27 protein-coding genes and 1 tRNA gene are annotated in these 25,983 nt (G+C 62.3%); 19 read left to right on the top strand and 9 right to left on the bottom strand.

Annotated features, from left to right (window positions below; translation table 11 throughout):
• Positions 1 to 40 precede the first annotated feature (40 nt).
• From C453_RS10630 to C453_RS10615, 4 genes are all read left to right on the top strand, one after another.
• Positions 41 to 505 (top strand): winged helix-turn-helix domain-containing protein, encoded by a 465-nt coding sequence (locus tag C453_RS10630; RefSeq protein ID WP_008324462.1) that lies wholly within the window; start codon positions 41 to 43, stop codon positions 503 to 505.
• A gap of 93 nt (positions 506 to 598) precedes the next feature.
• Complete coding sequence (locus tag C453_RS10625; RefSeq protein WP_008324461.1) at positions 599 to 1,102, top strand: phosphopantetheine adenylyltransferase; 504 nt, start codon at positions 599 to 601, stop codon at positions 1,100 to 1,102.
• Positions 1,103 to 1,217: 115 nt separating this feature from the next.
• Positions 1,218 to 2,033: an alpha/beta fold hydrolase gene (locus C453_RS10620; RefSeq protein WP_008324460.1), complete on the top strand. Its 816-nt coding sequence runs from the start codon at positions 1,218 to 1,220 to the stop codon at positions 2,031 to 2,033.
• A 106-nt stretch (positions 2,034 to 2,139) separates the two neighbouring features.
• On the top strand, positions 2,140 to 2,349 hold the full coding sequence (locus tag C453_RS10615) for a hypothetical protein (protein WP_008324459.1): 210 nt from the start codon (positions 2,140 to 2,142) through the stop codon (positions 2,347 to 2,349).
• 43 nt (positions 2,350 to 2,392) lie between these two features.
• Here C453_RS10615 and C453_RS10610 read toward each other — a convergent pair whose 3' ends face one another.
• The gene (locus C453_RS10610) at positions 2,393 to 2,701 is read right to left on the bottom strand and encodes a cyclin family protein (protein ID WP_007540506.1); all 309 of its coding nucleotides are present in this window, start codon (positions 2,699 to 2,701) and stop codon (positions 2,393 to 2,395) included.
• An 80-nt stretch (positions 2,702 to 2,781) separates the two neighbouring features.
• On the opposite strand from C453_RS10610, the gene C453_RS10605 reads away from it, so the two are divergent.
• From C453_RS10605 to C453_RS10575, 7 genes are all read left to right on the top strand, one after another.
• Positions 2,782 to 2,864, top strand: a tRNA-Leu gene (locus C453_RS10605).
• 339 nt (positions 2,865 to 3,203) lie between these two features.
• On the top strand, positions 3,204 to 3,530 hold the full coding sequence (locus C453_RS10600) for a hypothetical protein (RefSeq protein ID WP_008324458.1): 327 nt from the start codon (positions 3,204 to 3,206) through the stop codon (positions 3,528 to 3,530).
• 182 nt (positions 3,531 to 3,712) lie between these two features.
• A complete protein-coding gene (locus tag C453_RS10595) occupies positions 3,713 to 4,075 on the top strand; it encodes a group I truncated hemoglobin (protein ID WP_008324456.1) in 363 nt (120 codons plus the stop codon).
• A 76-nt stretch (positions 4,076 to 4,151) separates the two neighbouring features.
• Positions 4,152 to 4,961, top strand: coding sequence for a diadenylate cyclase (gene dacZ, locus C453_RS10590; RefSeq protein WP_008324455.1), 810 nt, complete (start codon positions 4,152 to 4,154; stop codon positions 4,959 to 4,961).
• Position 4,962: 1 nt separating this feature from the next.
• Positions 4,963 to 5,775 (top strand): mechanosensitive ion channel domain-containing protein, encoded by an 813-nt coding sequence (locus tag C453_RS10585; RefSeq protein ID WP_008324454.1) that lies wholly within the window; start codon positions 4,963 to 4,965, stop codon positions 5,773 to 5,775.
• A 112-nt stretch (positions 5,776 to 5,887) separates the two neighbouring features.
• Positions 5,888 to 6,595, top strand: a complete 708-nt coding sequence (locus C453_RS10580) for a hypothetical protein (RefSeq protein WP_008324453.1) — start codon at positions 5,888 to 5,890, stop codon at positions 6,593 to 6,595.
• Between the two features lie 69 nt (positions 6,596 to 6,664).
• Positions 6,665 to 7,696: a sensor histidine kinase gene (locus C453_RS10575; RefSeq protein ID WP_008324452.1), complete on the top strand. Its 1,032-nt coding sequence runs from the start codon at positions 6,665 to 6,667 to the stop codon at positions 7,694 to 7,696.
• 15 nt (positions 7,697 to 7,711) lie between these two features.
• Here the strand turns inward: C453_RS10575 and C453_RS10570 are convergent, their stop codons facing one another.
• On the bottom strand, positions 7,712 to 8,257 hold the full coding sequence (locus C453_RS10570) for an acyltransferase (protein WP_008324451.1): 546 nt from the start codon (positions 8,255 to 8,257) through the stop codon (positions 7,712 to 7,714).
• 121 nt (positions 8,258 to 8,378) lie between these two features.
• Positions 8,379 to 9,665: a phosphoribosylamine--glycine ligase gene (gene purD / locus C453_RS10565; protein WP_008324450.1), complete on the bottom strand. Its 1,287-nt coding sequence runs from the start codon at positions 9,663 to 9,665 to the stop codon at positions 8,379 to 8,381.
• 170 nt (positions 9,666 to 9,835) lie between these two features.
• Here purD and C453_RS10560 point away from each other — a divergent pair, with 170 nt between their 5' ends.
• Positions 9,836 to 11,944, top strand: coding sequence for a thioredoxin domain-containing protein (locus tag C453_RS10560; RefSeq protein WP_008324449.1), 2,109 nt, complete (start codon positions 9,836 to 9,838; stop codon positions 11,942 to 11,944).
• 12 nt (positions 11,945 to 11,956) lie between these two features.
• On the opposite strand, the gene C453_RS10555 is transcribed toward C453_RS10560, so the two are convergent.
• Positions 11,957 to 13,204 (bottom strand): outer membrane protein assembly factor BamB family protein, encoded by a 1,248-nt coding sequence (locus C453_RS10555; RefSeq protein ID WP_008324448.1) that lies wholly within the window; start codon positions 13,202 to 13,204, stop codon positions 11,957 to 11,959.
• Positions 13,205 to 13,274: 70 nt separating this feature from the next.
• A complete protein-coding gene (locus C453_RS10550; protein ID WP_008324447.1) occupies positions 13,275 to 13,655 on the bottom strand; it encodes a thioredoxin family protein in 381 nt (126 codons plus the stop codon).
• A gap of 153 nt (positions 13,656 to 13,808) precedes the next feature.
• On the opposite strand from C453_RS10550, the gene C453_RS10545 reads away from it, so the two are divergent.
• The gene (locus C453_RS10545) at positions 13,809 to 14,723 is read left to right on the top strand and encodes a PLP-dependent cysteine synthase family protein (protein ID WP_008324446.1); all 915 of its coding nucleotides are present in this window, start codon (positions 13,809 to 13,811) and stop codon (positions 14,721 to 14,723) included.
• A gap of 33 nt (positions 14,724 to 14,756) precedes the next feature.
• On the opposite strand, the gene C453_RS10540 is transcribed toward C453_RS10545, so the two are convergent.
• Complete coding sequence (locus C453_RS10540) at positions 14,757 to 15,209, bottom strand: DUF5804 family protein (RefSeq protein ID WP_007540480.1); 453 nt, start codon at positions 15,207 to 15,209, stop codon at positions 14,757 to 14,759.
• A gap of 97 nt (positions 15,210 to 15,306) precedes the next feature.
• Positions 15,307 to 16,467: a tRNA sulfurtransferase gene (locus tag C453_RS10535; RefSeq protein ID WP_008324445.1), complete on the bottom strand. Its 1,161-nt coding sequence runs from the start codon at positions 16,465 to 16,467 to the stop codon at positions 15,307 to 15,309.
• A gap of 253 nt (positions 16,468 to 16,720) precedes the next feature.
• Between C453_RS10535 and ppk1 the strand changes: the two genes are divergently transcribed.
• A complete protein-coding gene (gene ppk1 / locus C453_RS10530; protein ID WP_049907637.1) occupies positions 16,721 to 19,264 on the top strand; it encodes a polyphosphate kinase 1 in 2,544 nt (847 codons plus the stop codon).
• Between the two features lie 78 nt (positions 19,265 to 19,342).
• Here ppk1 and C453_RS10525 read toward each other — a convergent pair whose 3' ends face one another.
• Both C453_RS10525 and cyaB read right to left on the bottom strand, forming a co-directional pair.
• Positions 19,343 to 20,563, bottom strand: a complete 1,221-nt coding sequence (locus C453_RS10525; protein ID WP_008324443.1) for a methionine adenosyltransferase — start codon at positions 20,561 to 20,563, stop codon at positions 19,343 to 19,345.
• Positions 20,564 to 20,657: 94 nt separating this feature from the next.
• Entirely contained in the window at positions 20,658 to 21,215 is a 558-nt protein-coding gene (gene cyaB, locus C453_RS10520; protein WP_008324442.1) for a class IV adenylate cyclase, read from the bottom strand.
• Between the two features lie 184 nt (positions 21,216 to 21,399).
• On the opposite strand from cyaB, the gene C453_RS10515 reads away from it, so the two are divergent.
• The 5 genes from C453_RS10515 to C453_RS10495 all read left to right on the top strand — a co-directional run bounded on the left by C453_RS10515 (position 21,400) and on the right by C453_RS10495 (position 25,936).
• Positions 21,400 to 21,918, top strand: a complete 519-nt coding sequence (locus C453_RS10515; RefSeq protein WP_008324441.1) for a DUF6789 family protein — start codon at positions 21,400 to 21,402, stop codon at positions 21,916 to 21,918.
• A 140-nt stretch (positions 21,919 to 22,058) separates the two neighbouring features.
• Positions 22,059 to 22,817 (top strand): cytochrome c oxidase subunit II, encoded by a 759-nt coding sequence (gene coxB / locus C453_RS10510; protein WP_008324440.1) that lies wholly within the window; start codon positions 22,059 to 22,061, stop codon positions 22,815 to 22,817.
• Positions 22,814 to 25,396, top strand: a complete 2,583-nt coding sequence (locus tag C453_RS10505) for a cbb3-type cytochrome c oxidase subunit I (RefSeq protein ID WP_008324439.1) — start codon at positions 22,814 to 22,816, stop codon at positions 25,394 to 25,396. Before coxB ends, C453_RS10505 begins: the two co-directional genes overlap by 4 nt.
• Positions 25,397 to 25,406: 10 nt before the next feature.
• Complete coding sequence (locus C453_RS10500) at positions 25,407 to 25,667, top strand: cytochrome C oxidase subunit IV family protein (protein WP_049907636.1); 261 nt, start codon at positions 25,407 to 25,409, stop codon at positions 25,665 to 25,667.
• Entirely contained in the window at positions 25,664 to 25,936 is a 273-nt protein-coding gene (locus C453_RS10495; RefSeq protein WP_008324437.1) for a hypothetical protein, read from the top strand. The genes C453_RS10500 and C453_RS10495 overlap by 4 nt, the downstream gene beginning before the upstream one ends.
• The last annotated feature ends 47 nt before the right edge of the window (positions 25,937 to 25,983 follow it).

The following is a 25,983-nucleotide window of genomic DNA, read 5'->3' as shown; positions in this document are numbered from 1 at the left end:
ATTTTTTACCGCCTGTGTTTTGTCCTTTTCCGTAGCACAAATGCCTGCGAATCAGCCCACCGGGAAGCACGCAGAGTCGACGGACGAGAAACAGGACGACAGCGCGGCGGACCGTGCTGTCTCCGAATTCGACGACGGGTTGGTGGACCTACTCGCGTGGATTCTCGACACGGAAACGCGGGCGCGCATCTACGTGTACCTCCGGAAGAACCCCCACTCGACGAGCGAAGAGGTTGCCGAAGGAACCGGTCTCTACCCGAGTACCGTCCGCGAGGCACTCGCCGAACTCGCCGACGACGAGACGGTCGACCGACGAAAGCGAAAGAACTCCGGCGCGGGGAACAACCCCTACGAGTACGTCGCCATCCCACCGAGCGAACTCGTGCATGGTGCCGTCGGACAGGTCCAAGAGCAACTGAACGCGGTGTTCAACATCGACCGCCGTCTCGGTGCCGACTGCTCTGACGAGACCGAGCCAGTCTCGATTACCGTCCGCGAAGAGTAAGTCACGCACTCTCCTCCCGTCGTGCGTAAACTCCAGCAAATTTCACTCCAGTAACCCGACCCGCTTAAGTTGCGGGGCCTCTACCCCGAGTGTATGCACGTCGCGCTGGGCGGGACGTTCGACCCTGTCCACGATGGACACCTCGCGCTCTTCGAGCGCGCGTTCGAGTTGGGCGACGTTACGGTTGGACTCACGAGTGACGAACTCGCGCCGAAGACCCGCCACGTCGACCGCTACGTTCGGCCGTTCGAAGACCGGAAGGCGGACCTCGAAGCCGAACTCGAACCACTGGCCGAGGAGCACGGCCGCGAGTTCGAGGTTCGACAACTGGACGTTCCCACCGGCATCGCAACCGAACCCGGATTCGACGTTCTCATCGTCTCACCTGAGACCCGCGAGGGCGGCGAGAAGGTCAACGAGATTCGTGAAGAACGCGGACTGAAGCCCCTCCAAATCGAGGTCGTCGACCACCTCCCCGCCGATGACGGCGAACGTATCTCTTCGACCCGAATCGTCATGGGCGAAATCGACCGCCACGGGAACCTCACACCCGACCGAGAGGGCCGCGGCCGAACCCCACCAAGCACCGACGAATAGTTTTCTCGGTGCACTTCTGTAACGGAACGGATATCGTGGAATTCTGGCGGCCTGCGGCTCTTGTCGTGGCTTCCGACGGCAACTTCATCTCGTGTGCTAGTCTATTGCTAGGGGGATGCCGACCGTTCAGACGAACGACATCGAGACCTTCTACGAGGTGCGTGGAACTGGTCCACCTATCATCTTCATCCACGGCGCACTGGCCGACCACTCAGCAGCAGTACGACAGTTAGCGGCGTTCAGCGACGCGTACTCTGCCACTGCATACGACCTTCGGGGTCACGGAAGCACCGCAAACCCGAAGCACGAACCGTATTCAATCGACTTGTTGGCAGCGGACCTCCACGCGTTCATCACCGAACTGGGTCTTGAGAACCCGGTTCTCTGTGGGGTCTCGATGGGCGGGATGGTCGCGCAAGTTTACGCAAGCCGGTATCCGAATCAGCTTCGTGCCCTCGTGCTCGCCGACACCTTCTCCCCAGCGTTCCTCGGTTGGCGCGACCGCATCGAGCGATTCAGTCTGGTGAACGCCATGGCGGGACTCATTCGACTTGTGGGGTACAACCGCGCGAAGGGGATTCTGCTGTGGTTTGGACGGAAACTAGAGCGGGACCAGACGACAAGTCTCCGACCCGAGGGCTTCCCGGATATGGAGACTGTCGATGCCGTAAATTCCCTCAAGGCAGCCGCCGGCTTCCACACTACCGATATCGACCTCACCTCGATTACCGTCCCGACGCTCGTTCTCTACGGCGAACACGAACCCTCCGTAATCAGCCGCCATGTGCCGGTACTCTCTGCCCGAATACCTGACTTGACCGTCCAGGAAGTCCCCGACGCAGGCCATGCATCTCCGTGGGATAACCCGGAGTTCTTCAACAGCACAATTCGCGCGTTTCTCACGAACCGAACCCAAATCGAAGTCGAGTAGACTGGCACGTGCTTGCTATATCCTCGTGCTGCATGTTGCAGTAGCGCTGTCTGACAAGGTTGGTTTCAACAGAGACGTTTTCTGCCACCCTTTCGTAGTGTCATCCATGCGTCACCCGCTTTTCGCCAGCTTCGCGGTCGGCCTCATCTCGGCTTTCGTGGTCGGCATCGGCGTCACGGAAGTCGCGTCCCGATGGATTGCCTTCTCGCTTTTCGTCGGCATTCCCACCGGTCTCGTCGCTGGCGTTGTCGGCGTGGCCGTCGCCTATGCGATTCCCACGCGGAAAGTGGCTCCCGTCGTAGAGAAGACGGACTGAGTCGTGCTGCCGGGGGTCGAGCACGGCGCGCTGTCTTATCGCTTCACCAACTCGGCGGCCGGAACCCGGCGTCGCGGAGGAGGTCTTTCCACCGCTGTTGGATACTGAGTCGCGACACGTCCATCGCGTCGGCGACAGCGCTTTGGGAGCGTTCGTCGCCAGCGATGAGCGCCCCGGCGTAGAGGCTCGCCGCGGCGACGGCGTTCTTCGAGCGGTCTTCGTCGGGGAGTTGCGAGAGAAACAGGTCCGAGGCGAACGACCGGGCTTCGCTACCGAGTTCGAGACTGTCGGCCGCGGCGTCGATGTTGGCCAGCCACTCTTCGTTGTCTCGTTGGTCTCGGGCGCTGTACATACTCGGCGTTGCGGCCGGGCGTACATAACCCCGACGGCGAACGACAACTTGATAGGCCGGATGGAGTTACTCGAAGATGCGCGCGGGTAGCCAAGTGGCCAAAGGCGCAGCGCTTAGGACGCTGTGGTATAGACCTTCGCAGGTTCGAACCCTGTCCCGCGCATACCGTCTCGAACACCGTGAGAGACGTGTCTGCGCGCCAAAGGATTCGAATCAGGGAGCAACTCGGAGAGTTGTGACCGTGGTTCGAACCCTGTCCCGCGCATTTTCTGTCTGAACACCACGAACGGCGACGCCGTGAGCGACAGCGAGGGCGAAACTCGTGGCTCATCTGCCAACAGGACTATCACCGACCCGCACGCCCATCCTCGTGAAGCGGGAGAACTTCGACATAGGGACGAGCTTCCCGCTTCGTTCCTCGTTATCGGACCGAAGTCGACGACACCCGGCGACCGATGGTGCCAAAACTCATTCGTCTGTCGTCCATCGACTGAAACGAACGATGGGCCGGACATTCGAGATTTCGGGTAACCCGCTCATTCTCGTGCTGTATGTGTCCCAACTGGTCGCGGTTCTGCTGGCCCTCGGCTTCGTCGTGTTCCCGCTCGATAGTTCGGCCAACGTCGTGTTAGGACTCTTATTCGGAGCCATCACTCTCGCGGTGGTGTTCGGGATGTGGCGGCGGGCGACCGGAAGCGATGGAGGTAGCCACCTCGGTACTGCGGAGGATATCACCTACGACCCCTTTGCAGACCCCGGACAGGCGGCCAAAGACAGATGGGAGAAGGTTGTCCGCCGACTCCCCGGTAGTGACGACGTCCGGGACTGAACACTGTCGCCAGCAGCGACGCGTGCACACCCGAACTGGAATTCCGAATTCTGAATCACCTACAGCCAAATATGTGGTATGATACCAATCATCATTTAAATACCTGTTTTCGTCATTACTCAAAAGCACCCCGAATTTGTTCGGAGTCAAACTTACTGGTGCGATGGACAACCCACCGATGGATGCAAGACCAGTCCCTCTACAGTGAAATCGGTGGCCACGAGGCCGTCGACGCAGTCGTATCGGACTTCTACGACCGCGTGCTCGCCGACGAGTCTGTCGCCCACTACTTCGACGACACGGACATGGCGAAGCAACACGCTCACCAGGTGCAGTTCATCAGCGCCGTCGCCGGTGGGCCAGTCGAGTACGACGGCGAAGACATGCGCGAAGCACACGCGCACCTCGGCCTCACGGGCGACGATTTCGACGCCATCGCCAACCACCTCGAAGTGGCCCTCCGAGACAATGGTGTCTCCGAGTCGAATCGGGCAGCGATTCTCGAGGAAGTAGAAGCGCTTCGCGCCCCAATTCTCAATCAGTGAAATAGCGTCGGCCGGGCGCACGACAAGCGTCAGACACGACACAACCCTTTTTCTCACCCGGCGTGTGTCTCCACCAATGGTGGCGCTATCCGAAATATTGGACGACCTCGTGTCGGATGTCGACGGGCTGTTTCTCTTCACGCCGAGCCACTCGCATTACGAGCGGTTCGACGACCTCGATGTCCCGACGGTCGTCATCGCCCCGGAGAACACAGTCGAGGCCGAGCCGTTCGTCGAACTCCCGCTCCAATTCCAAAATGTGAAAGACCGCATCCGATTCGGGGTCGAGGGTGCGATGGAACAGAGCATCGTTGAGGCGGGTGACGACATCGCGTGCAACGTCGGCATCTTCGGCGGCGACCCCGACTCGGTGGTCCGCGTTCGCGTCGAAGAGAACATGCGCTCGGGCATCTACGACTTGTTCGCCAACTCCCGCGCGGACCCCGGCGTCATCCGTGACGTGTTCGAGGTCGCTATCGAACTCGGAAAGAAAGGACAGAAGGGCGAACCCGTCGGCGCGCTGTTCATCGTCGGCGACGCGGGGAACGTGATGAACAAGTCCCGCCCGCTTTCGTACAACCCCTTCGAGAAGTCCCACGTCTACGTCGGCGACCCCATCGTGAACGTCATGCTCAAGGAGTTCTCGCGTCTCGACGGCGCGTTCGTCATCTCCGACTCGGGGAAAATCGTCTCCGCCTACCGCTATCTCGAACCCTCCGCCGAGGGCGTGGACATCCCGAAAGGCCTCGGCGCGCGCCACATGGCTGGCGGCGCAATCACCCGCGACACGAACGCGACTGCAATCGTCCTCTCGGAGTCTGACGGACTAGTTCGCGCGTTCAAGGGTGGCAAGATGATTCTCGAAATCGACCCGGAGGATTACTGAAATGACGGGGTTCGTCGCGCCCCTCCCACTCCAACCGGCCGATACCATCGTCACACGAATTGTCGAGTTGGTCGGCCTGCGATTCATCGGCGTGCTGGCTGTCCTCTTTGTCGGGCTCATCTTGGCCTACGCGACCGGGACAGCCGTCCAGCGACTCCTGGTTCGCGTCGGCCTTCCCGACGCCATCGAGGGCACGGCGTTCGAACGGACCGCCCGCGACTTCGAGACTTCGACCGTCGAAATCCTCTCGTGGTTGACGCGGTATTTCCTCCTCGGCGTCACCATCTTCGCCGCACTCTCCTTTGCGGGTGTTAACTACGCAGACAGGTTTTGGAACCTCGTCATCGCCATCCTCCCGCAGCTGTTCATCGCCATCATCGTCCTTATCATCGGCATCGTCGTCGGCGATAAGGTGGAACTCCTCGTCGCCGAGCGGTTCCGCGGCGTGAAACTCCCACAGGTGAACATCCTGCCGTCGCTCGCGAAGTACACCATCTTCTTCCTCGCGGCACTGGTGGCACTCTCGCAGGTCGGCGTCGCGACGCTCGCTCTCGTCGTCCTCCTCGGTGGGTACCTGCTGGGTCTCATCGTCCTCAGCGCCGTCGCGTTCCGTGACCTCCTTCGGTCCGGTGCGGCCGGGACGTATCTGCTGTTTTCACAGCCCTACACCATCGGTGACGAAATCGTCGTCGGCGACGTTCGCGGTGTCGTCCAAGAGTTCGACGTCTTCGTCACGCGCATCGAGTCCGAAGATGAGGAATACATCGTGCCGAACGCCCGCGTCTTCGACACGGGCGTCGGACGCATCAGGTAACGCTCCCTCGGCGTTTTTGACTAATTTCGTCGGCGGATTGTCGTTTCATTTCAGCACCACAACAGTTTAGAGCGGTACCGCCGATTCAGTCATATCGGAATCCCTGAATTCGATGATGACAGAACTGCCGACTCTCGATGCGTCGCCTCCAACGACCCGCGCTCTCGACGCGGCTGAGTCCGTCCTTTTGGGGTTTTACCATCAGGACCTCCGCGAGACGCATCTCTCTAACTGCGAGTTCGATGCGGCGCGAGCGGCCGCCGAGAGCGCCGAAGCACACATGTCTCGGGCGTTCCGCTTCGAATTCCCGGACGCTCCAGCGGCGAGGGCGGACCGAGCAGGCGAGTTATTCATGCGTGCGCTCTTCGTGCAGGACGAAATCGAGAATCAGGAGTCGTTCACTCAGTGTTTTACCCACGAGGTTCCCGACGACGTCTTCGTCTCCGACGTGGAGGCGATGGTCCAGACCAGTATCGACGACGACGCTCGGTGGGCAGACTGCGAGCGACTCCTCGAAGCGGCGTGTGATGAGGTGGGTATTGACCCCGAGTACGCCACGCTTCACGTCCGTTTTTGGCGGATGCACGGACAGAAACGCGAGGGATGGCGTGCTGCCGCTCGTCGTGCGCACCGCATCAAACTCGCTTGCATGGTTCCAGCAGCAGATACGGACACCATCGAGACGCTCGCCCAGTACTTCGTCGCTGGCGCAGAACGCCACGACGAGTGGGCGCGCCGAGACGTCCATCAGGAAGTCGGTTCGGCTCTCGATATCGTCGCCACGTACTATCAGGCTATCTTCGACCTGAGAGACAGGTGACATTATTTTCACCATCTGAACCACCGCTGATAATAAGTATTGGTGGGGCAATCGTATCGCAGGAACAGCATGGTGGACCACAATCCGGGGCTGTATCACGAAGTCTTTCACAGCACGGGCGTTCCGATGCTGATTACGGACACGAACTTCATGTTCCGGGATATCAACACTGCCGGACTCGACCTCCTCGGCTACGAGTACGACGAAATCGTCGGGGAGTCGGTCGGCATCATCGCCGGCGATACCGAGACGTACCACCAAATCGTCGAGGAACTCGCCGCCGGGGAGACGTGGTCCGGTGAGTTCGTCGTCTGCAGACGCGACGACCGTGTCATCTACGGAAACGGGTTCGCCACTCCAATCGTCGTCGACGACGAGGTCAGAGGGTTTCTGGCGCTCTTTCTCGACAACACGAAGCAACAGCAGTACGAGAGCACGTCCGAGGTCCTCAACCGCCTTTTGCGACACGACTTGCGTAACGAGTTGAACGTCATCTACGGCTATACACAGCAAATCGAAGACCGAGTCGAAGACGAACAGGCACTCAAAGAGCTCCGACTGGTCCAAGACCGGGTGCTCGATATCGTCCACAAATCGGAGCGTGCCCGTAACCTTCGAGACCTACTTGAACGATCTCACGGCTCGTCGAATAGACCGGTTCGACTCGACGTGGTCCTCCAAAATGCAGTCGTCGATGCCATGATAGAGTTCACTGATGCGGAGTTCGAGTTCGGCGAGGTTCCGACGCTCTCGGTCGTCGGCGACGACTTGCTCGGTGAAGCACTCGAATGTCTCCTCGAAAACGCCGTCGAACACAACGACAAGGAGACCGCGACCGTCGAAGTCGGGGTCGAACGCGACGGCGACGACGTCGTGGTTCGTGTCGCCGACAACGGTCCGGGCGTCCCCGAAGACCAGCGTGACCTCATCTTCGGCCGCGAAGAGTACGACCAACTCCACCATGGCACGGGTATCAGCCTCTTTTTCGCCGACAGTGTCATCTCGTCGTACAACGGCGACATCTGGGTCGAGGACAACGACGACGAAGGCGCGGTCTTCTGTCTTCGCCTCGAAGTCGCAGACGAAGACCCGACCGAGTGACCGCTGCTCGCAGGGTTACTCGTCGTTTGGTTCGTTCGCTTCGTCCGCTCGGTTCGTTCCCTCCGACATCGGTCGCGCCGGAACGCCCGCCACGGTCACACCGGGCGGCACGTCGCGCGTCACAAGTGAGTTCGCGGCCACCTGCGCGCCCTCGCCGATTTCGACACCGGGGAGAATCGTCGCTTTTGCACCAATCATCGCCCGTTCGCCGACGACCACCTCGCCGGTTCGGTACTCGTCTTGCAGGAACTCGTGACAGAGGATGACTGAGTCGTAGCCGATTATCGCGTGGTCTTCGACAGTCACTAACTCCGGCCAGAACACGTCCGGTGTCGCCTCTAATCCCCACGAGACGCCCGTTCCGACCGTGACGCCGATTTGCCGGAGCGCCCAGTTTCGAATCCGAAGTGATGGGGCGATGCGGGCGACGAGAACGAACACGTAGTTGAGCATCACCCGCCAGACTGGCTTCGCGTCGGTCCAGTACTGCAGCGAGTTCAGCGGTCCGGGTGTTGGATGGTGGTCGATGCGGTCGTGTCGAGGGGTGTCGTCGTCGGTCACGCCAGTCGGTTCGGTGGCAATGGTAAAAGTGGCACCGTCGTCCGTCGGAAAAATCGCGGGGCTGCTGGGGTGTCACCCGCCGCAGCCTACTGGGCCGTTCTCGTCCCGGCCTGCTGGGCTGTTATTCGTCGCGGAGGTCGGCCATGTGGTCGATGCGCTGCTGGACGAGCGCCTCGGTACCGATGTCGTGGCGAATGTGGAAGCCGTCGCCAGCGGCGGCGAGAGCGTCCTCGGCGAGTTCTTCCGCACCGGAGATACTGTCTGCGACGCCGACGACGGCGAACGACCGAGAGGTCGTCGTGTACAGGCCGTCGTCGCGGGCGTCGACGCTCGCGTAGTAGAGGAGCGCACCGGCGTCCTCGTCCACCTCGACTTCTATCTTCGCGCCCGCCTTCGGGTCGGTCGGGTAGCCCTCGGGGACAGCATACTTGCAGACGGTCGCCTGGTCGGCGAAGTCGAGTTCCGGAAGCGACTCGCCTTCACGCGCCGCGACGAGCACGTCGAGGAACGGTGTTTCGAGGACCGGAAGCGTGTTCATCGCTTCCGGGTCGCCGAAGCGGGCGTTGAATTCGATGACCTTCGGTCCCTCGGTGGTGAGCATGAACTGACCGTAGAGGATTCCCTTGTAGTCGGGCAGCGCGTCCACGACGGCTTCGATGACCTCGACTGCGGCCTCGTAGTCACCGTCTTCCATGAACGGGAGCGATGGCGTCACGTCGGTGTAACTGCCCATGCCGCCGGTGTTCGGGCCTTCGTCGCCCTCGTAGGCGCGCTTGTGGTCCTGCACGGCGGGCGTGACGCGGAACTCGCCGTTGGCAACGAACGCCTGAATGGTGAACTCCTCGCCGACGAGGCGCTCTTCGAGGACCACGCGCTCGTAGTCGGAGTCGCGGAGGTACGCCTTGGCTTCCTCGGGCGTCACCTGGTCGCCGATGACTTTCACGCCCTTACCGCCGGTCAGCCCGGCGGGCTTGACCGCGAGATCGCCGTCGTACTCGTCGATGTAGTCGCAGGCGGCTTCCATGTCGTCGAAGGTGGCGAAGTCCGGGTTCCCCGGAATGTCCTCGTCGCGCATGAACCGTCGCTGGAACGCCTTGTCCGTCTCGATGCGGGCCTCGGCCGCCTGCGGGCCGAAGGTGTAGATACCCGCCTCGTCGAGCGCGTCGGCGACGCCCGCGGCGAGTCCCGCTTCCGGGCCGACGATTGCCAGCGTCGCGTCCACGGACTCGGCGTAGGCGACGATGTCGTCGGCGGCCGTCTCGGAGATGGTTTCGAACTCCGCGGCCAACTCCGCGATACCGGGGTTTCGGTTGCTCGCACAGGCGTACAGGTCGCAGTCGGGGGCCAGCGCGCGGGCAATCGCGTGCTCGCGGCCGCCGCCACCGACCAGCAGGACGGTCTCGCTCATACTCGCATACCCTGCGCACGGGAGTGTAAAGATTGCTCTTCTACTACAATGAAATATGCATGATTGTGGTTATTGAGTGCTGATGTCTCACTCTCTTGCGGACTCGGGGAGACGCGTTGCAATCGGCCGTCTCCACGCCGCTTTAGTTCACGGGGTCCCGACTTCGAGACATGACCGACCCGGTGGGACGCAACCGACTCGACGACGAACAGAGTCCCTATCTTCGCCAGCACGCGGACAACCCCGTCAACTGGCAACCGTGGGACGAGACGGCGCTCGAAGCCGCCCGCGAAGCGGATAAACCCATCTTCCTCTCTATCGGCTACTCGGCGTGTCACTGGTGTCACGTCATGGCCGACGAGAGCTTCTCGGACCCCGACATCGCCGAGACGCTCAACGAACACTTCGTCCCCGTCAAGGTTGACCGCGAGGAGCGACCCGACCTCGACCGCATCTACCAGACTATCTGCCAGCTCGTCACCGGCGGCGGCGGGTGGCCGCTTTCGGTCTGGCTCACTCCACAGGGCAAACCGTTCTTCGTCGGGACGTACTTCCCGCCGGAACCCCGACGCGGTGCGCCCGGATTCCGAGACCTCGTCGAAAGCTTCGCCGAGTCGTGGCAGACCGACCGCGACGAGATAGAAAACCGCGCCCAGCAGTGGACCAGCGCTATCCACGACCAACTCGAAGACACACCCGACACGCCGGGCGAAGCACCCGGTTCGGAGATTCTCGACCAGACGGTTCAGGCGGCCCTTCGCGCTGCCGACCGCGACGACGGCGGCTTCGGCGGCGGCCCGAAGTTCCCGCAACCCGGCCGCATCGACTCGCTCCTTCGAGGCTATGCAATCACCGGTCGCCGCGAAGCTCTCGACGTTGCGGTCGAATCGCTCGACGCGATGGCAAACGGCGGCCTGCGCGACCACCTCGGCGGCGGCTTCCACCGCTACTGCGTGGACAAAGACTGGACTGTCCCGCACTTCGAGAAGATGCTGTACGACCAGGCGGGACTCGTTCCTCGCTATCTCGACACCTACCGACTTACCGGAACCGAGGCATACGCCGACGTTGCGGTCGAGACCTTCGAATTCGTCCGCAGAGAACTCTCCCACGACGACGGCGGCTTCTTCGCCACGCTCGACGCCCAGTCCGGCGGCGAGGAAGGGACGTTCTACGTCTGGACACCCGACGAGGTTCGTAGTCTCCTTCCCGAACTCGAAGCCGACCTCTTCTGTGACCGCTACGGCATCACGCCCGGCGGCAACTTCGAGAACAAGACGACGGTGCTGAACGTCTCGGCGACCGTCTCCGACCTCGCCGAGGAGTACGACCTCTCGGAAGACGAGGTCGAGGACAAACTCGCAGAGGCTCGGAAAGCCCTCTTCGCCGCTCGCTCGGGCAGAGAGCGCCCCGCCCGCGACGAGAAAATCATCGCTGGCTGGAACGGCCTGATGATTTCAGCGTTCGCGCAGGGCGCAGTCGCCCTCGAAGACGACTCGCTCGCCGACGACGCTCGCCGCGCGCTCGACTTCATTCGCGAGCATCTCTGGGACGCGGATGCGGAACACCTCTCGCGGCGCGTGATGAACGGCGAGGTCAAAGGCGACGGCTACCTCGAAGACTACGCCTTCCTCGCCCGCGGCGCGTTCGACCTGTATCAGGCCACCGGCGACGTCGAACCACTCGCCTTTGCGCTGGACCTCGGCCGGGCGATTCACCGCGAGTTCTACGACGACGCGGCCGGGACGCTCTACTTCACGCCCGAAAGCGGCGAAGCTCTCGTAACGCGCCCGCAGGAAGCCACCGACCAGTCCACGCCGTCGAGTCTCGGCGTCGCCACCTCGCTGTTCCTCGACCTCGAACACTTCGCGCCCGACGCTGGCTTCGGCGAGGCCGCCGACGCCGTCCTCGAAACCCACGCGAACCGCATCCGCGGCAGCCCGCTCGAACACGTCTCGCTCGCGCTCGCGGCCGAGAAAGCCGCCAGTGGAGTTCCAGAACTCACCATCGCAGCCGACGAGATACCCGCCGAGTGGCGGGAGACGCTCGCCTCGCGTTACCTGCCGGGACTCGTCGTCGCCCCCCGGCCAGCCACCGACGACGAACTGGACGCGTGGCTCGACGAACTCGAATTGGACGAGGCACCGCCCATCTGGGCCGCCCGCGAAGCAGACGGTGGCGAACCGACCGTCTACGCCTGCGAGAACTTCACCTGCTCCGCGCCGACTCACGACATCGACGAGGCGTTGGCGTGGTTCACGGCGGGACAGGACGCCTGACTCGCCTGCTCCTCATGCCGTCTCGGTGGACTCGACGCCGACCACGTCGCCGCCCTCGCCCGCCCGGTACGACGACAGATACACCCGATTCTCACCGGCAACGGGCGCAAAGCCCATCTTCCCGTCGAGTTCGACCGACCACCGCGGTTCGCCAGTCGCCCTGTCGAGGGCGTAGGCGACCGCAGCATCGCCGCTCTGGGGGTTGTCTGTCGCGGCGACGACCGAGTTCGCAGTCACCATGGGATGGGAACGAAGGTACGTGTCGGCGTCGTAGCGCCAGCGAACGTCGCCGTCGTCGCGATCGAATGCGACTGCTTGTGTGCCGCCGGTGGCGTACACGCGTTCGTCGTCGACGGCGAGGCGGCCGAAGCGATGGTCGCCGGTTGGTTGCTCCCAGACGCGACTCCCGTCGGTCATTTCGAGGGCGTGAATCGCGTTCGCACCGGAGAGATAGAGCGTCCCGTCCGCGGCGGTAATCGGGTTGATGTTCTCGCCGCGGGCGGCTTCCCACACCACGTCGCCCGTGTGGAGGTCGAGCGCCGCGACGACGGACGCGTGGTCGTCTTCCGCTTCGTCGTTCTCGCCGTCTGGGCTGAAGACTGAGCCGACGTAGACCGTGCCATCGACGATAGTCGGCGTCGTCAAGAAGACGTGTCCCGGCTTCGAGTAGCGCCACAGTTCCTCGCCCATCGTGTCGAACGCGATGACGTGGTCCTGCTGTGCGAGACAGATGACGCCGTCCGCGGCAACAACCGGGCGATTCACCGACCCACCGAGTTGCGCGTGCCACCGAATCGCTCCGGTTCGGGCGCTCACCGCATAGAGGCTGTAGTGCCCTGCGTCGCCGACGTACACCGTCCCGCGGTAGACGACCGGCGGGCACCCGGCGTACGCCCCATGCGGGTCGCCGAAGTCGGTTCGCCATCGTTGTGCTCCCGTCTCTCGGTCGAAGGCGAAGAGCGCCCCAACGGGGAACTGGTCGCTCTCGTCGTCACGTACTCCGGCGGAGAGATACACGGTGTCCCCGGATACAGCCGGTGTCGTCACTGGACCGTCGTTCTCGATACGCCACGTCTCGGTTGGGTCGGTCACTGAAACCGACGGAGCACGGCGCTGGTTCGCGGGCGTGGGTCCCTGTTGGGGCCAGCCGGCGTCTTCGTTGGGGAGGGGCTCGGTGTCTCGTGGGCCGCAGAGGTTCGAGGTGCTACACCCCGCGAGGGCGGCGGCACCGAGTGACGCGAGGACCTGTCGTCGTCTCATCTGGTCGGCGTACTCGGCCGTCTCGTATCAGTCCACCGACACCGTAAAACAGAGAGAAATCGACTGCGACTCAGTTCGACAACTGCGCTGCGAGGTAGACCGCAATTGGATCGGCTTCTTCCTCGACGAATCGGGCGACTTCCTCGCCGTCGAGTTCGACGACGACTGTCGGGATGTACTCGATGCCGTACTCCTCGACGCGGGGGCCGATTTTCGACCCGTCGTCGGCTTTCTCGACCGGGTAGTGTTCGATGCGGTCGGAATCGACGCCAGCGGCGTCTAGGGCCGCGCCGAAGTCCGGCAGTTGGTCTTGGCAGTCGCCGCACCAGTCGCCGCCCCAGACTTTGAACGTGTAGTCGTCGCTGCCGAGGGTCGCAACGGCGTCCTCGTATCCGTCTGCGTCCCACTCGGGGTTCGGTTGCATCGTCTCCAGCGTCTCCGCCTGTGCCATGGGCGGGACTAACGAACGCGCGGATTTAACGGGTGCGCTCGCGGCGGGGTTCGCCACAGTCGAATTGGTGTCCTCCTCGCGACAGCCACCGGACAGTGGCCGAATCGTCCGGCTCCGCCAGTCGTTTAGGTGCGCATGGCGAACCGGAGAGCGATGGACGACAGTATCCTCGACGCTATCGGGTCCCCCTTGGTCCGCGTCGACTCGCCCGCCGGGTCGACCATCGCAGCCAAAATCGAGTCCAAGAATCCCGGCGGGTCGGCGAAAGACCGCCCCGCGCTGGCGATGGTCGAGGCGGCGGAAGACGCAGGCGACATCGAACCCGGCGACGAACTCGTCGAACCGACCTCCGGGAACACAGGCATCGGATTGTCGGTGGTCGCGGCCGCGAAGGGCTACGACCTCACTATCGTCATGTCCGAATCGATGTCTCCCGAGCGTCGAGAGATTATGCGCGCTTACGGTGCGACAATCGAACTCGTCGAGGGTGGCATCTCCGACGCGAAAGACCGCGCCGACGAACTCGAAGCCGAAGAGGGAATGTACCAACTCCGGCAGTTCGAGAACCCGGCGAATCCGAACGCCCACTACCGAACGACCGCAGAGGAAATACTCGACCAAATCGGCGACCGACAAATCGACGCCCTCGTCGCCGGTATCGGCACCGGTGGGACGATTTCGGGGAACGGCCGCCGCCTCAAAGAGGAGTTCCCGTCGATGACCGTCGTCGGCGTCGAACCCGAACAGAGCGCCGTCCTCTCGGGCCACGAAGTCGGCGACAACCAGTTTCAGGGGATGGGCCCGGGATTCGTCAGTCCCAACCTCGATACCGACCTGCTCGACGACGTGGAAATCGTCGCGGTCGAAGACGCCGAAGCCGAGTGTCGACGACTCGCCCGCGAGGAGGGTATCCTCGTCGGCCAGTCCTCGGGTGCGTCGCTGCTCGCCGCAAAACGCGTCGCCGAGCGTATCGCGGAGCCTGCTGCTCCCGAATCTGAGCAACCGCTCGTCGTCACGGTATTCTGGGACTCCGGCGAGCGATACATGTCGACCGGAATGTTCGACTGACGTCTTCTACAGTTTGTTTCGGTCGCAGTGTCGCTATCGGCCGAATTCGTCTTCACCGACGCGGACGACCACCGTCTCTTCGACGTCTCGAAGGTCGTAGGAGGGGACCGACCCATCGACTCGCGTCACGTACATCGGTTCGACGAGACGGCCGTCTTCGACGCCGTAGATTGCGAGGTGGTCGCCCGTCTCTTCCGGCGAGACGTGACCGTCTCGAACGTCGCGGGCGAGGTCGCGAGAGAGCCACTCGTCGGCTGAAATGGAGGGTTCGAGGACGAGGCAGGCGTCTGCGAATCGGACGAGATACCAGTTGAGGTCGTTGAGAAGCGACACCGCCGCGCCGATGCTTACCGTCTCGACGCACAGCGAGTTCTCGAACGGCTCGGTGATGTCGTACGTCGAGAGCGCCGCGCGGGCGGTCTCTCGCGACAGCAACTCGTACTGGAGGTGAACGTCTTCGGACCCGACGATACAGACCTGCGTCACGTCGGAGAGGACGGTATGGATGCGGTAAAGCGGTTCCGATACTCTGGTACCGTCAGGAGGTTCCGGCGCTCTAACATCACCAAGAAAAGAGCCGGGTTCAGGTTCGCGTCCGGTTTCGCGCCGCCTCGGCCGCGAGGTCGAAAAGGTCGTCCGGTTCCGCCCGCTCGACGGCGGCGAGAGACGCATTCGTCTCGGGATACGATGGAGCGACGCGCTCGCACCCCACCGGAAGCGTGGAGTCGTGGAAGGTGCCCAATTCGCGCGCTTCGGCGACGATATCGGTCTTGTCGCGAGTCAAAAGCGGCCTGTGAACCGGGTACTCGGTCGCAGCGGACGTGACGGCGAGGTTCTCGCCGGTCTGACTCGATTTCTGGGCCAGTGATTCACCGGTCACGATGGAGTGGGCGTCCTCGTCGGCGGCGACTTCGGCGGCGATTGCGAGCATCACCCGGCGAAGCGAGAGCATCCGGGTGTCGTCGATGGTGTCCATCAGGCGCTCGACCACGTCGCCGCCGGGGACGACGTGGACGCGCATGTCGAAGTTCGGCGCGCGGCGTCCGATAGTTCGGACAGTCTGGACGGCCCGTGCTCGGTGGTCGGCACCGCCGAAGTCGCCGAGGTCCACGTAGACGGGGACGATTTCGCACCCGCGGCGCATCAGCTCCCACATCGCGACGGGCGAGTCGATGCCGCCAGAGATGAGCGCGACGGCCTTCCCCTGTGTTCCCAGTGGAATACCGCCCGGGCCATCGAATTTCTGAATCGAGACGTATGCAGTGTCCTCTCTGCACTCGACGCGATAGGTGTGGGCTGGATTGTCGAGGTCGACGGGCGCGTCGGTGGCTTCGACGACGGCGCTGCCCGCGTCGCGCTCGATATCGCGGACTGAAAAGCCGTGATTCTCTTTGGGACCGATTCGGTCGGCGTCGATGGCGAAACTCGCACCGTCTGGGTGCTCTGCAGCGAAATCGCGGCACACCGTGACCATCGAATCGAGCGTCGGGTCGCACTCGACAGTCGGTCTGGCCCAGACGACGCCGGGGACCTCGGCACACGCGGCGGCGACTGTCTCGGGGTCGTCGGCGCCGACGACGCGAAGCCGAGACCACGTTCGTTCGACGCGGCCCGAGAGGTCTCTGTCGTCGAGTACCGCCTGAAGGTTCTCTCGGAGGCGTTCCTCCATCTTCGCTCGGACGCTCGAACTCTTCGTTCCGACCTCGCCGTAGCCGACGAGGACGACGTGTGCCGTCTCGTTCACACGCCCGCTTCTCGGTCACCACGCTTCAGCGTCTCGTTCCGCTCGTCAGATGTCGTGTCAACAGTGATAATATAGTTATATAGTTGCACATAGTACCCTTTACTGAACTGTAATCAGTGGTCGAACCAATATAAACCGCTTAATACGAAACCGGCCGTGTACTGTTTGTAGATACGACCAGAGCGGCATGTTGTCATATGACAGTGTCGACGACGCCGCGACGGTTCGCAAGTCGCCATTACCCAACGATGCTATGACCAACGAGTCGCCTGCCGATATCGACCTTTCCGACCCGCAGTATTATCTCAACCGCGAGCTGAGCGAACTGGCGTTCCAGTCACGAGTCCTCAACGAGGCGCTCGATGATAGAAATCCGCTTCTCGAACGTGTCCGGTTCCTCGCCATCTTCACGAAGAACCTCGACGAGTTCTTCATGAAGCGTATCGGCGGGCTGAAACAGCAAATCGACGCTGGGGTGACAGAGCGAACCACAGACGGGCGGACTCCCCGCGAACAGTGGGAAGAAGCCATCGACAAGGCTCGTCCGATGTTCAAACAGCAGGCGGCGTGTTACCGCGAGGACATACTGCCGGCGCTCGCTGCCGAGGGCATCCACATCTGTGACTACGACGAGTTGACGGCCGACGAGCAGTCCGAGATGCGCGACTACTTCGAGATGTCCGTGCTGCCGACGCTCACCCCGCTTTCGTTCGACCCGGCGCACCCGTTTCCCTTCATTTCCAATCTCTCGCTCTCGATGGCGGTCCTCACGAGCGGTGACGACGACGAACCGACGTTCACTCGCGTGAAGATACCGCAGAACCGCCCTCGACTCGTCGAAGTCGACACCGACACTGACGAGATCCGGTACGTGCTCCTCGAAGAAGTCATCCGTGCGAACCTCGACTTACTGTTTCCGAACGTCGAGGTGCTCGACACTGCGGTGTTCAAGCTGACGCGAAACGCCGAAGTCAGGCGCAACGAGGAGGTCGCAGAGGACCTCATCGACATGATAGAAGAGGTGCTCGAACAGCGCCGGTTCGCGACCGTGGTGCGTCTCGAAATCGAAGACGACGCGCCCGACTCGGTGAAAGACCTCCTCGTCGAGCAGCTAAACCTCGACGAGCGAGAGGTCTTCTCGCTCCCCGGCCCGCTCGACTACCGTGAGTTCATGGACCTCACCGACCTCGACAGGCCGGACCTCAAACTCGACTCGTGGACGCCGCAACCGCACCCGCGACTGCACGACTTGGGTCGCAACGAGGCTGGTTTCAAAACCGACAAGGAGACGATATTCGACGAAATTCGCCGGAAGGACGTGCTGTTGCACCACCCGTACCACTCGTTCGGTGACACGGTACAGCAGTTCCTCGACGCCGCGGCGAACGACCCGAACGTCCTCGCTATCAAGGCCGCCATCTACCGGACGGCCTCGGACTCGAAGGTCATTCAGGCGCTCATCGACGCCGCCGACAACGGCAAGCAGGTCGCTGCGATGGTGGAACTCAAAGCCCGGTTCGACGAGCAGAACAACCTCGAATGGGTTCGCAAGCTCGAAGAGGAGGGTATCCACGTCGCATACGGAACTATCGGGCTGAAGACGCACACGAAGACGGCGCTCGTCGTCCGCGAGGAGGAAGACGGCGTGCGTCTCTACTCACACGTCGCGACCGGAAACTACCACTCTGAAACTGCCAAGGGGTACGTCGACCTCGGTATGCTCACCGCCGACCGCGACATCGGACAGGACCTCGTGAAGGTGTTCAACTTCTTCACCGGTCCCTCGCTCGACGAGGAGTTCCGCAAGCTCCTCATCGCACCGGTGACGATGCGCAACGAGTTCACGAAGTGCATCCGGCGTGAGGCTGAGCACGCTCGGGCGGGCCGCCCCGCCCGAATCGTCGCGAAGATGAACGCGCTCGAAGACCCCGGTATCGTCGAAGAACTCTACAAGGCGTCGATGGCGGGCGTCGATATCGACTTGCTCGTCCGCGACATCTGCCGCCTTCGTCCCGGGATCGACGGGCTCTCGGAGACGGTGACGGTCCGAAGCGTCGTCGACCGCTTCCTCGAACACTCCCGTATCTTCTACTTCGAGAACGCCGGCGACCCGGACTACTACATCGGCTCTGCGGACTGGATGACTCGCAACCTCGACAAGCGCGTCGAGGCCATCGCTCCGGTCGAAGACCACGATATCCGCGAACAACTCCGATTCATCCTCGAACTCGGGTTCGCCGACAACCGTAAGGCGTGGGAGATGAACACCGATGGCACGTACGACCAACTGACGCCGGGCGACGACCCCGAAGTCAGAATGCAGTCGATACTGATGGGCCAGGCGCTCGCCGCGAACACGCAATCGGAACTTCCCATGGGAATGCCAGCGTTGCACCCGAACGTCCCCGAGACGCTTCTCGTCGAGTCGAACCCGACGTTTATGACGTCCCGAGAGGACACAGACCAGCTAACAGCCGATATCGAGAACGGTTCTCTACGGCCGATGGAAGTGTCCAGTGATACGGCCGCCTCAGAGCCCACTCTCGTCGACGAATCGGGACAACCACTCGACGATGTATCGGACCAGTCCCGAAGCGGTGAGGCAACCGAGGCGGTCGCCTCCGAGAACGGTGACCCGCGTGCGATTCTCGACCGCTTCCCCGAGAAGTGGTACGTCCCGAAGAGCAACCACTACGAGTACGCCGTTCGGACACCCGAGGGCGACCGCGACTACCGCAAGACCGCAGCGGCGGCCGCGAAGCTTCTCACGAAGTACTACGGTTCGGACGCGCAGTAACCGGTTTTTCCACTGGTCGACTCCATATTTTCACGGTTCGAACGAGAGAACAGCGCTGTGCTGCGCCGACTCGTCTTCTTAGAACGTGCTGAGTTCGCCTTCGATAGTGCGACGGGTGATGTCGGTCACGTCAGCGAGTTCGCGGTCCATGATTGCGACGACGTCGTCTTCGATGTCGGCGATGGTGACGCCGTCGTGGGTGACGACCTTCGCGTCGGCGACGTGCGGTTCGTCGATGGGGCGACCGATTTGGGAGAGCAGACGGACCTGCAGGTCGCGGATGCCGTCGACTTCGTCGACGACCGTCTCGGCGATGTGGGTCGAAAGCAGGTTGTAAATCTTCCCGATGTGGTTGACGGGGTTCTTGCCTGAGGTCGCTTCCATGCTCATCGGGCGGTTCGGCGTGATGAGACCGTTGGCGCGGTTGCCGCGGCCGACAGACCCGTCGTCACCTTGCTCGGCCGAGGTGCCGGTCGTCGTGAGGTAGATAGAGCCTTCTTCGTAGTCGTCGGCGGTGTTGACCTCGACGTTGACCTCGCGGTCGGTGTACTCGGTTGCGAGGTCCGAAACGAACTCACGAACGTCCTCGACGGCGTCGATGTAGTCTTCCATGCCGTCGATGTAGGCGTCGACCATGGCGGCGGCGACGGTCACGTCGATAACGTCGCCTTCGCGCTTGCCCATGATTTTGATGTCCTGTCCGAGTTCGGGGTGGTCGTCGCCGTAGCGTGCGCCGTTGAGGGCGCGTTCCGCCTCGTGGACGATTCGCTCGGTCTCGGTGAGCGGGGCGTGACCGACACCGAAACTGGTGTCGTTCGCCATCGGGACTTCCTGGGTCTCCTCGCCGAAGACGTCTTGGAGGTCGCCGGACCCCTCGCCGAGTTTGACGTCGACGATAACGTCGGTGCCAACGTCGAGTTCGGGGAGGTTCTCAGCCAGATACTCGCGCGCCGCGCGAAGGGCGACGGAGTCGACGGGAAGCTGAAGCGTCTCGCCGTCTTTCACGTACTTCTTCGTCGCCCGGCCGACGATGAGGAGGTAAATCGGCTCGATGACTTCACCGCCACCGAACGCGGGGGCGGCAGTGCCGGCGACGAGCTGCGTCTCGTCTGTGTTATAGTGGAGGACTTTGCCGACGCGGTCGAGATAGAGGTTCGACAGCGCACGAGAGACACTTTCGGCGATACCGTCGCAGATAGAATCCGGGTGACCGATTCCCTTTCGTTCGACGATTTCGACCTCTTGGTCCTCGATTGCCCGCTTGTCGGCGGATTCGAGGCGGATGTTTCGGTCGCTCATTGGCCAGACGTACCCAGCGGGCCGTTCTATAACTTGCGGAAACCTTGCCTCAAACGTGTATTACTATGGGGTATCAGGGTGGCAACGGTTGCCGTTATTCTTCGGGCGCGCCGAGTAACATCCCGAGGTAGGAGGTTCGAATCTGGTCGTCGGGGTCGAGTTCGAGTTTCTGAAGCACGTCGAAGGCACCGTCGCGGGCGTCGTCGAGGCCGGTCTCGACTTCGACCTCGACCTCTACGAATTCACCGAGGCCGGAGACGGCGTCGAGAGAGACGGTGTAGCCGTCGAGTGCGAAGCGTTCGCGCTCCTTTTCGACGGTCGCTGCCGGTTCGAAGCCGACTGCGCCGCAAATAGCGTCCATCGTCTCGCCGTCGTCGACATCCGTCTCGTACTCGCGGCGAGTCTTCGACGATTCGTCGACGAGCGGCCCTTTGTAGGTGAGTCGGGTCGTCTCGGAGACGACCTCGTCGCCCTCGTATCGTTTCTCACGGCGAAGACGCAGCGCCTCGTCGGTCTCGGCGAAGTCCTTGTGCGGTGCGTCGTAGTAGGTGTCGGTCTGTGTGACGCGATTGACCTGTTCGGCCCCAGTCGCTTCGAGGCGCTCTCTGACCGCCTCGTGGTTGGCGCGAACCTTGACCTCGACTTCGTACATCGACCGGAAGGTAGGGTCGCGCGACAAAAACGTCGGTGACTCACGAGAGTGGTGGAAACGAGAAAATATGTTTGGGTTGACATTGGGCGTGTTGGAGCTCCATCGTCCGAAACGGAACACTACGTATTTCTGCTATGTCAGTTGTTACCCTTTATCGTGGGGGCTATCGTAATACGAGGAGACGATGAGCCAAGAGACACCGAATCCGGCCGTGGGTGGGGTAGAACAACCAGCAGGCGAGACGCTCGAACCGGAGATAACCGGGCGCGTCATCGCGGCGGCGATGGGTGGCGGTCTCATCGGGACGATACTGATGTTGCCGGTCCTCGTCGGCATCCCCGGGGCACTCGGGCTGTTCGTCACCGAACCGGTGACGCGGTTCGCCGGGTTCGCGCTGTTCTTCGGGTTCGAACCGACGGTTACCCTTGGGGTCTTACTGTTCGGTATCGGCGGTGTCATCGTCCTCCCGTTGACGTTCGTGGTCGTCGGTGCGTTCCTCCCACCGGAGTCGCCCGAATACCTTCGGGGTGTCTCGTTTGCGACACTGTACTGGCTCGGCTTCGTACCGGCGTTCTGGCCGGGGACGGACCTCGCCGTCCTCGCGTCGTTCCTCGTGTTCTCGCTGGCCGCACACTGGATTTACGGCCTCGCACTCGGGTACACGCTCGACTTCGTGGCCGAGATTCCACAACACCAGGTCTAGTCGGCTTCGAAACAGGCCACCGCTGGTAGCCACCACAACCCACATTCTTCCTGTTTTTGCCACCTAGCGCCAAGTGACCGCCGTTCGCCGAAACAGTGATTATCATGAACGTTAATTAACATGGGTGGGTGATGTTATCAATGGGCACAACACTCGTCGGCAGTAGCCCGCTTTTCCTCCAGTCGGGTCTCGTCCCGCGGGGGTCGCGCATCATCGTCTTCGAGAGTATCTTCGAGGTGTTCCTGCTCCTCGGGACGCTCGTCGGGGTGGTGGTCATCGGCTATATGCTGTACAACGCCTACAAGTATCGCTCCGGGGCTACAAAGGGAGACGAGGAGGTCGGAGACCGCCCCGTGCTGGGCGAGCTTCCGACGGGCAGTGGGGGCGGGAGAAAACTTGCCACGTCGTTTTTCATGAGCATGATTATCGTCGTCTCGCTGATTTCGTGGACCTACCTGACGCTTCTGTACGTCGAAGAGGGTCCGTCGGCGGACAACTCGTTGGATATCGAAGCCGAAGGCTACCAGTTCGGATGGCGATTCACCTATCCGAACGGCCACACGACCGACGGCGTCCTTCGCATCCCGGCAGAACAGCCAGTCAGGTTGCAAGTGACGTCAGCCGACGTGTTCCACAACTTCGGTATCCCAGAGTTGCGCGTCAAGACCGACGCAATTCCCGGTCAGGAGACCGAGACGTGGTTCGTCGCCAACGAGACTGGGACGTACACTGCCCAGTGTTACGAACTGTGTGGCGCTGGCCACTCGTACATGTCCGCGGAGGTCATCGTCATGCCTCCTGACGAGTACGAGGAGTGGTACGAAAGCACCGGGAACGGGAGTAGCGAAAGTGTGAGCACCGAAAACCAGACCGCATTCGTGGAGGCACGACCAGCATGAGCGACACGGACCCAGAACGGACAGACGGTGGCACAGAAGTCGGGAGTGAAGTCGTCGCAGGCGGCCACGAGGACGACCACGACCACGGTCACGACTTCCCGGGGACGGGCAGTATCAAGCGCTGGTTCGTCACGACGAATCACAAAGACGTCGGCATCCTCTACATCGTCACATCGCTTTTCTTCCTCGTCCTCGGCGGCGTCCTCGCGTGGTTGATGCGCATCCAACTGTGGGCACCGCGTGCACCGGGTGAGACGATTCTCGCCCCGGTCGCGTACAATCAGGCCGTCTCGGCCCACGGGCTGTTGATGGTGTTTTGGTTCCTCTCTCCGTTCGCGTTCGGCTTTGCGAACTACATCGTCCCGCTCCAACTCGGCGCGAAAGACCTCGCGTTCCCCCGACTGAACGCGCTTTCCTACTGGCTCTATCTCTTTTCTGGCATCCTCTTCGGCGTCTCGTTCTTCCAAGGCGGCACCTTCTCCGGCGGGTGGACGATGTATGCCCCGCTAAACGTCCCGACGTTCACACCGGACGTTGGGGCGTCGACGGCGGTGTTGGCACTCGTCTTGTTCGTCGCCTCCGTCACCGTCTCGTCGGTCAATTTCCTGACGACGATGCATCGCATGCGGGCGGAGGGGCTGACACTCCGCAATATGCCGCTGTTTAGCTGGACGATTCTCCTCACCGTCTGGATGATGCTCTTCGCCTTCGCGGCGCTCCTCGCCGCGCTGATGGTCCTCTCGGCGGACCGACTGCTCGGGACGACCTACTTCGCGATGGAGTCGCCAGCGGGGGCACTCCTCTGGACACACCTCTTTTGGTTCTTCGGCCACCCCGAGGTGTACATCGTGTTCTTCCCGGCGCTCGGCGTCATGGCCGAGGTGTTCCAGACGTTCACCGGCCGCCGCATCGTCGGGCGGAAGTGGTTCATCATCGCGATGGTGCTCGTGGCGATTCAGAGCTTCGTCGTCTGGATGCACCACATGTTCCTGACGAGCATCAACCTCCAGGTGAAGACGCTCTTTATGATTACGACCATCGGCATCTCGCTGCCGTTCGACCTGATGGTCTTCGCGCTCATCTACACCATGTTGAAGGGGAAGATACGCTTCACGACGCCCTTCCTCTTCGTCTTCGGGGCGCTCCTGTTGTTCATCATCGGCGGTATCACGGGCGTCTTCCTCGGTGCTGTCGTCCTCGACTACGAGTTCCGCGGCACCTACTGGGTCGTCGCGCACTTCCACTACGTGATGGTCGGGGGTGTGACGGCGCTCGTCGGGGGCCTCTACTACTGGTTCCCGAAGATTACCGGCCGGATGTACGACGAGTTCCTCGGGAAGGTCCACTTCGCGGCCTACTTCGTCGGCTTCAATCTGCTGTACTTCCCGCTTTTCGTCGCGTGGGAGACGCCGCGCCGCGTCTTCGACTACGCACCGGAACTCGCGCCGTGGCACCAACTCGCCACAATCGGTGGGTTCGTCCTCGGGTTGTCGTTCCTCATCATGTTCTACAACCTGTTCAAGAGCGCCTTCACGGGCGACCCCGTCTCCGACAACCCGTGGGAGTACGCGACCACCGCCGAGTGGGCCGTCTCGTCGCCGCCACCGCTCGAAAACTTCGAGGGCACGCCGACCTACCGCGACGGCCACCTGTCATTCATCCTCGACAGAGAGTCTGACGTGACAGGCGGTGCAACGGCTGCCGACGGCAGTGGGGGTGCAACCGCAGGCGGCGGCGTGGCTACGTCGCCACACACCGCAGTCACGACAGAGTACGAGCCGACGGTCGAGGCCACCGAGGTCGAAGGGCCGAGCCACGCGAGCATCTGGCCGTTCGTCCTCTCACTGGGCGCGTTCCTCATCTTGCTCGGTATCTCCCCGCTGCAAGACGCTGCGTTCCCTGAGGGGATGATGGGGGCCGCCTACGCGACGACTGCAGTCGCGGGGTTCGGCGTCACGCTCGGGTCGCTCATCGCGATGGGCCTCGAACCGTTCCACGGTCCGGTCTTCGACGAGGGCGAGGCGTGGCCGTTCTCCGGCATCGACAACGGTAAGGTGGGGATGTGGATATTCCTCGCGTCCGACGTGGTGCTGTTCGGCGGCTTCCTCGGCGCGTACATCTTCACGCGATTCGCCTTCGGATGGACCGGGTGGCAACCCGTCCCGGACGACCCGATTCCCGGCCTCGTCAACACGTACATCCTGTTGACGAGCAGTTTCACCGTCGTCCTCGCGCTCGTCGCCGCCGAGAAGAAGCACAAACTGGGGCTCGTCACGAGCCTCGGTGCCACCTTCGTCCTCGGCATCGGCTTCCTCGTCAACAAGGCGTTGGAGTGGCAGCACCTCTTCCACGAGGGGCTGTGGCTCTCGACGAACGTCCGGACATCGACGTTCTTCCTCACGACGGGGCTGCACGCGGCCCACGTCATCGCGGGGCTCATCATCGCACTGTATCTGACCGCACGCGCATGGAGAGGCGCGTACCTCGAAGACAACCGGTCGGTGGAGTACTTCGGCCTCTACTGGCACTTCGTCGACATCGTCTGGTTGTTCCTCTTCCCGCTGTTCTACATCCTGTGAGGTGACGAAGATGGTATCAACAAAATTCTATACGGCGATTTACGTGGTATTGTTCGTCTCGGCGACGGTGCAGGTCCTCGTCGAGTTCGCGGGGTTAGCCTACTGGACTGCCTTCGGCATCATCATGGTCCTCTCGGCGGCGAAGGCCGTGCTGGTCGCGGCGTACTTCCAGCACCTCCGCTGGGAGCCGCGGTCGCTGACGTATCTGGTCGGCATCGGCCTCGTGGCAGCACTGGCGCTCACGGTCGCAGCGTCGTACTCGCTCCTGTGACCGTGACGCGTTCAGATTCGACAGCCGACGTTGAGGCCGACTCTGGCCCTGCCCCCGCGGTTAGCGACAGCCCCTCGCTACGCACGGCTGTCGCCTACGCGCTCCTCTTTTCGGTCCCCGTCGGCGTCGGCGTGACTGTCATGATGACTCGCGTCGTTCCCGGCAGTCTCACCACGCCGCTCGTCGTCGGCCCAGGACTCTTGCTCGGTATTGCCGTCTTTGCTCTCGTCGTTGTCGCGGCCAGAAGCGGCGAGAACGCAACGAATTGAGTCGCTTGCGAGACGGTCTTCGGGCATACCTTCTTGACGACTGGTGT

The organism is Haloferax elongans ATCC BAA-1513 (genome assembly GCF_000336755.1).
Taxonomy (GTDB): Archaea; Halobacteriota; Halobacteria; order Halobacteriales; family Haloferacaceae; genus Haloferax; species Haloferax elongans.
The sequence above is the reverse complement of the archived record's forward strand: the minus strand, read 5'-3'. Positions and strand labels throughout refer to the sequence as shown.

Coding starts and splice junctions, on each gene's coding strand:
- C453_RS10615 (WP_008324459.1), top strand. CDS start 2,140: ATGCGTCACCCGCTTTTCGCCAGCTTCGCGGTCGGCCTCATCTCGGCT.
- purD (WP_008324450.1), bottom strand. CDS start 9,665: ATGAGCGAGACCGTCCTGCTGGTCGGTGGCGGCGGCCGCGAGCACGCG.
- C453_RS10550 (WP_008324447.1), bottom strand. CDS start 13,655: ATGGCACAGGCGGAGACGCTGGAGACGATGCAACCGAACCCCGAGTGG.
- C453_RS10560 (WP_008324449.1), top strand. CDS start 9,836: ATGACCGACCCGGTGGGACGCAACCGACTCGACGACGAACAGAGTCCC.
- C453_RS10505 (WP_008324439.1), top strand. CDS start 22,814: ATGAGCGACACGGACCCAGAACGGACAGACGGTGGCACAGAAGTCGGG.
- coxB (WP_008324440.1), top strand. CDS start 22,059: ATGGGCACAACACTCGTCGGCAGTAGCCCGCTTTTCCTCCAGTCGGGT.
- C453_RS10625 (WP_008324461.1), top strand. CDS start 599: ATGCACGTCGCGCTGGGCGGGACGTTCGACCCTGTCCACGATGGACAC.
- C453_RS10545 (WP_008324446.1), top strand. CDS start 13,809: ATGGACGACAGTATCCTCGACGCTATCGGGTCCCCCTTGGTCCGCGTC.
- C453_RS10580 (WP_008324453.1), top strand. CDS start 5,888: ATGATGACAGAACTGCCGACTCTCGATGCGTCGCCTCCAACGACCCGC.
- C453_RS10500 (WP_049907636.1), top strand. CDS start 25,407: ATGGTATCAACAAAATTCTATACGGCGATTTACGTGGTATTGTTCGTC.
- C453_RS10610 (WP_007540506.1), bottom strand. CDS start 2,701: ATGTACAGCGCCCGAGACCAACGAGACAACGAAGAGTGGCTGGCCAAC.
- C453_RS10630 (WP_008324462.1), top strand. CDS start 41: ATGCCTGCGAATCAGCCCACCGGGAAGCACGCAGAGTCGACGGACGAG.
- cyaB (WP_008324442.1), bottom strand. CDS start 21,215: ATGTACGAAGTCGAGGTCAAGGTTCGCGCCAACCACGAGGCGGTCAGA.
- C453_RS10515 (WP_008324441.1), top strand. CDS start 21,400: ATGAGCCAAGAGACACCGAATCCGGCCGTGGGTGGGGTAGAACAACCA.
- C453_RS10585 (WP_008324454.1), top strand. CDS start 4,963: ATGACGGGGTTCGTCGCGCCCCTCCCACTCCAACCGGCCGATACCATC.
- dacZ (WP_008324455.1), top strand. CDS start 4,152: ATGGTGGCGCTATCCGAAATATTGGACGACCTCGTGTCGGATGTCGAC.
- C453_RS10595 (WP_008324456.1), top strand. CDS start 3,713: ATGCAAGACCAGTCCCTCTACAGTGAAATCGGTGGCCACGAGGCCGTC.
- C453_RS10525 (WP_008324443.1), bottom strand. CDS start 20,563: ATGAGCGACCGAAACATCCGCCTCGAATCCGCCGACAAGCGGGCAATC.
- C453_RS10575 (WP_008324452.1), top strand. CDS start 6,665: ATGGTGGACCACAATCCGGGGCTGTATCACGAAGTCTTTCACAGCACG.
- C453_RS10620 (WP_008324460.1), top strand. CDS start 1,218: ATGCCGACCGTTCAGACGAACGACATCGAGACCTTCTACGAGGTGCGT.
- ppk1 (WP_049907637.1), top strand. CDS start 16,721: ATGACCAACGAGTCGCCTGCCGATATCGACCTTTCCGACCCGCAGTAT.
- C453_RS10555 (WP_008324448.1), bottom strand. CDS start 13,204: ATGAGACGACGACAGGTCCTCGCGTCACTCGGTGCCGCCGCCCTCGCG.
- C453_RS10600 (WP_008324458.1), top strand. CDS start 3,204: ATGGGCCGGACATTCGAGATTTCGGGTAACCCGCTCATTCTCGTGCTG.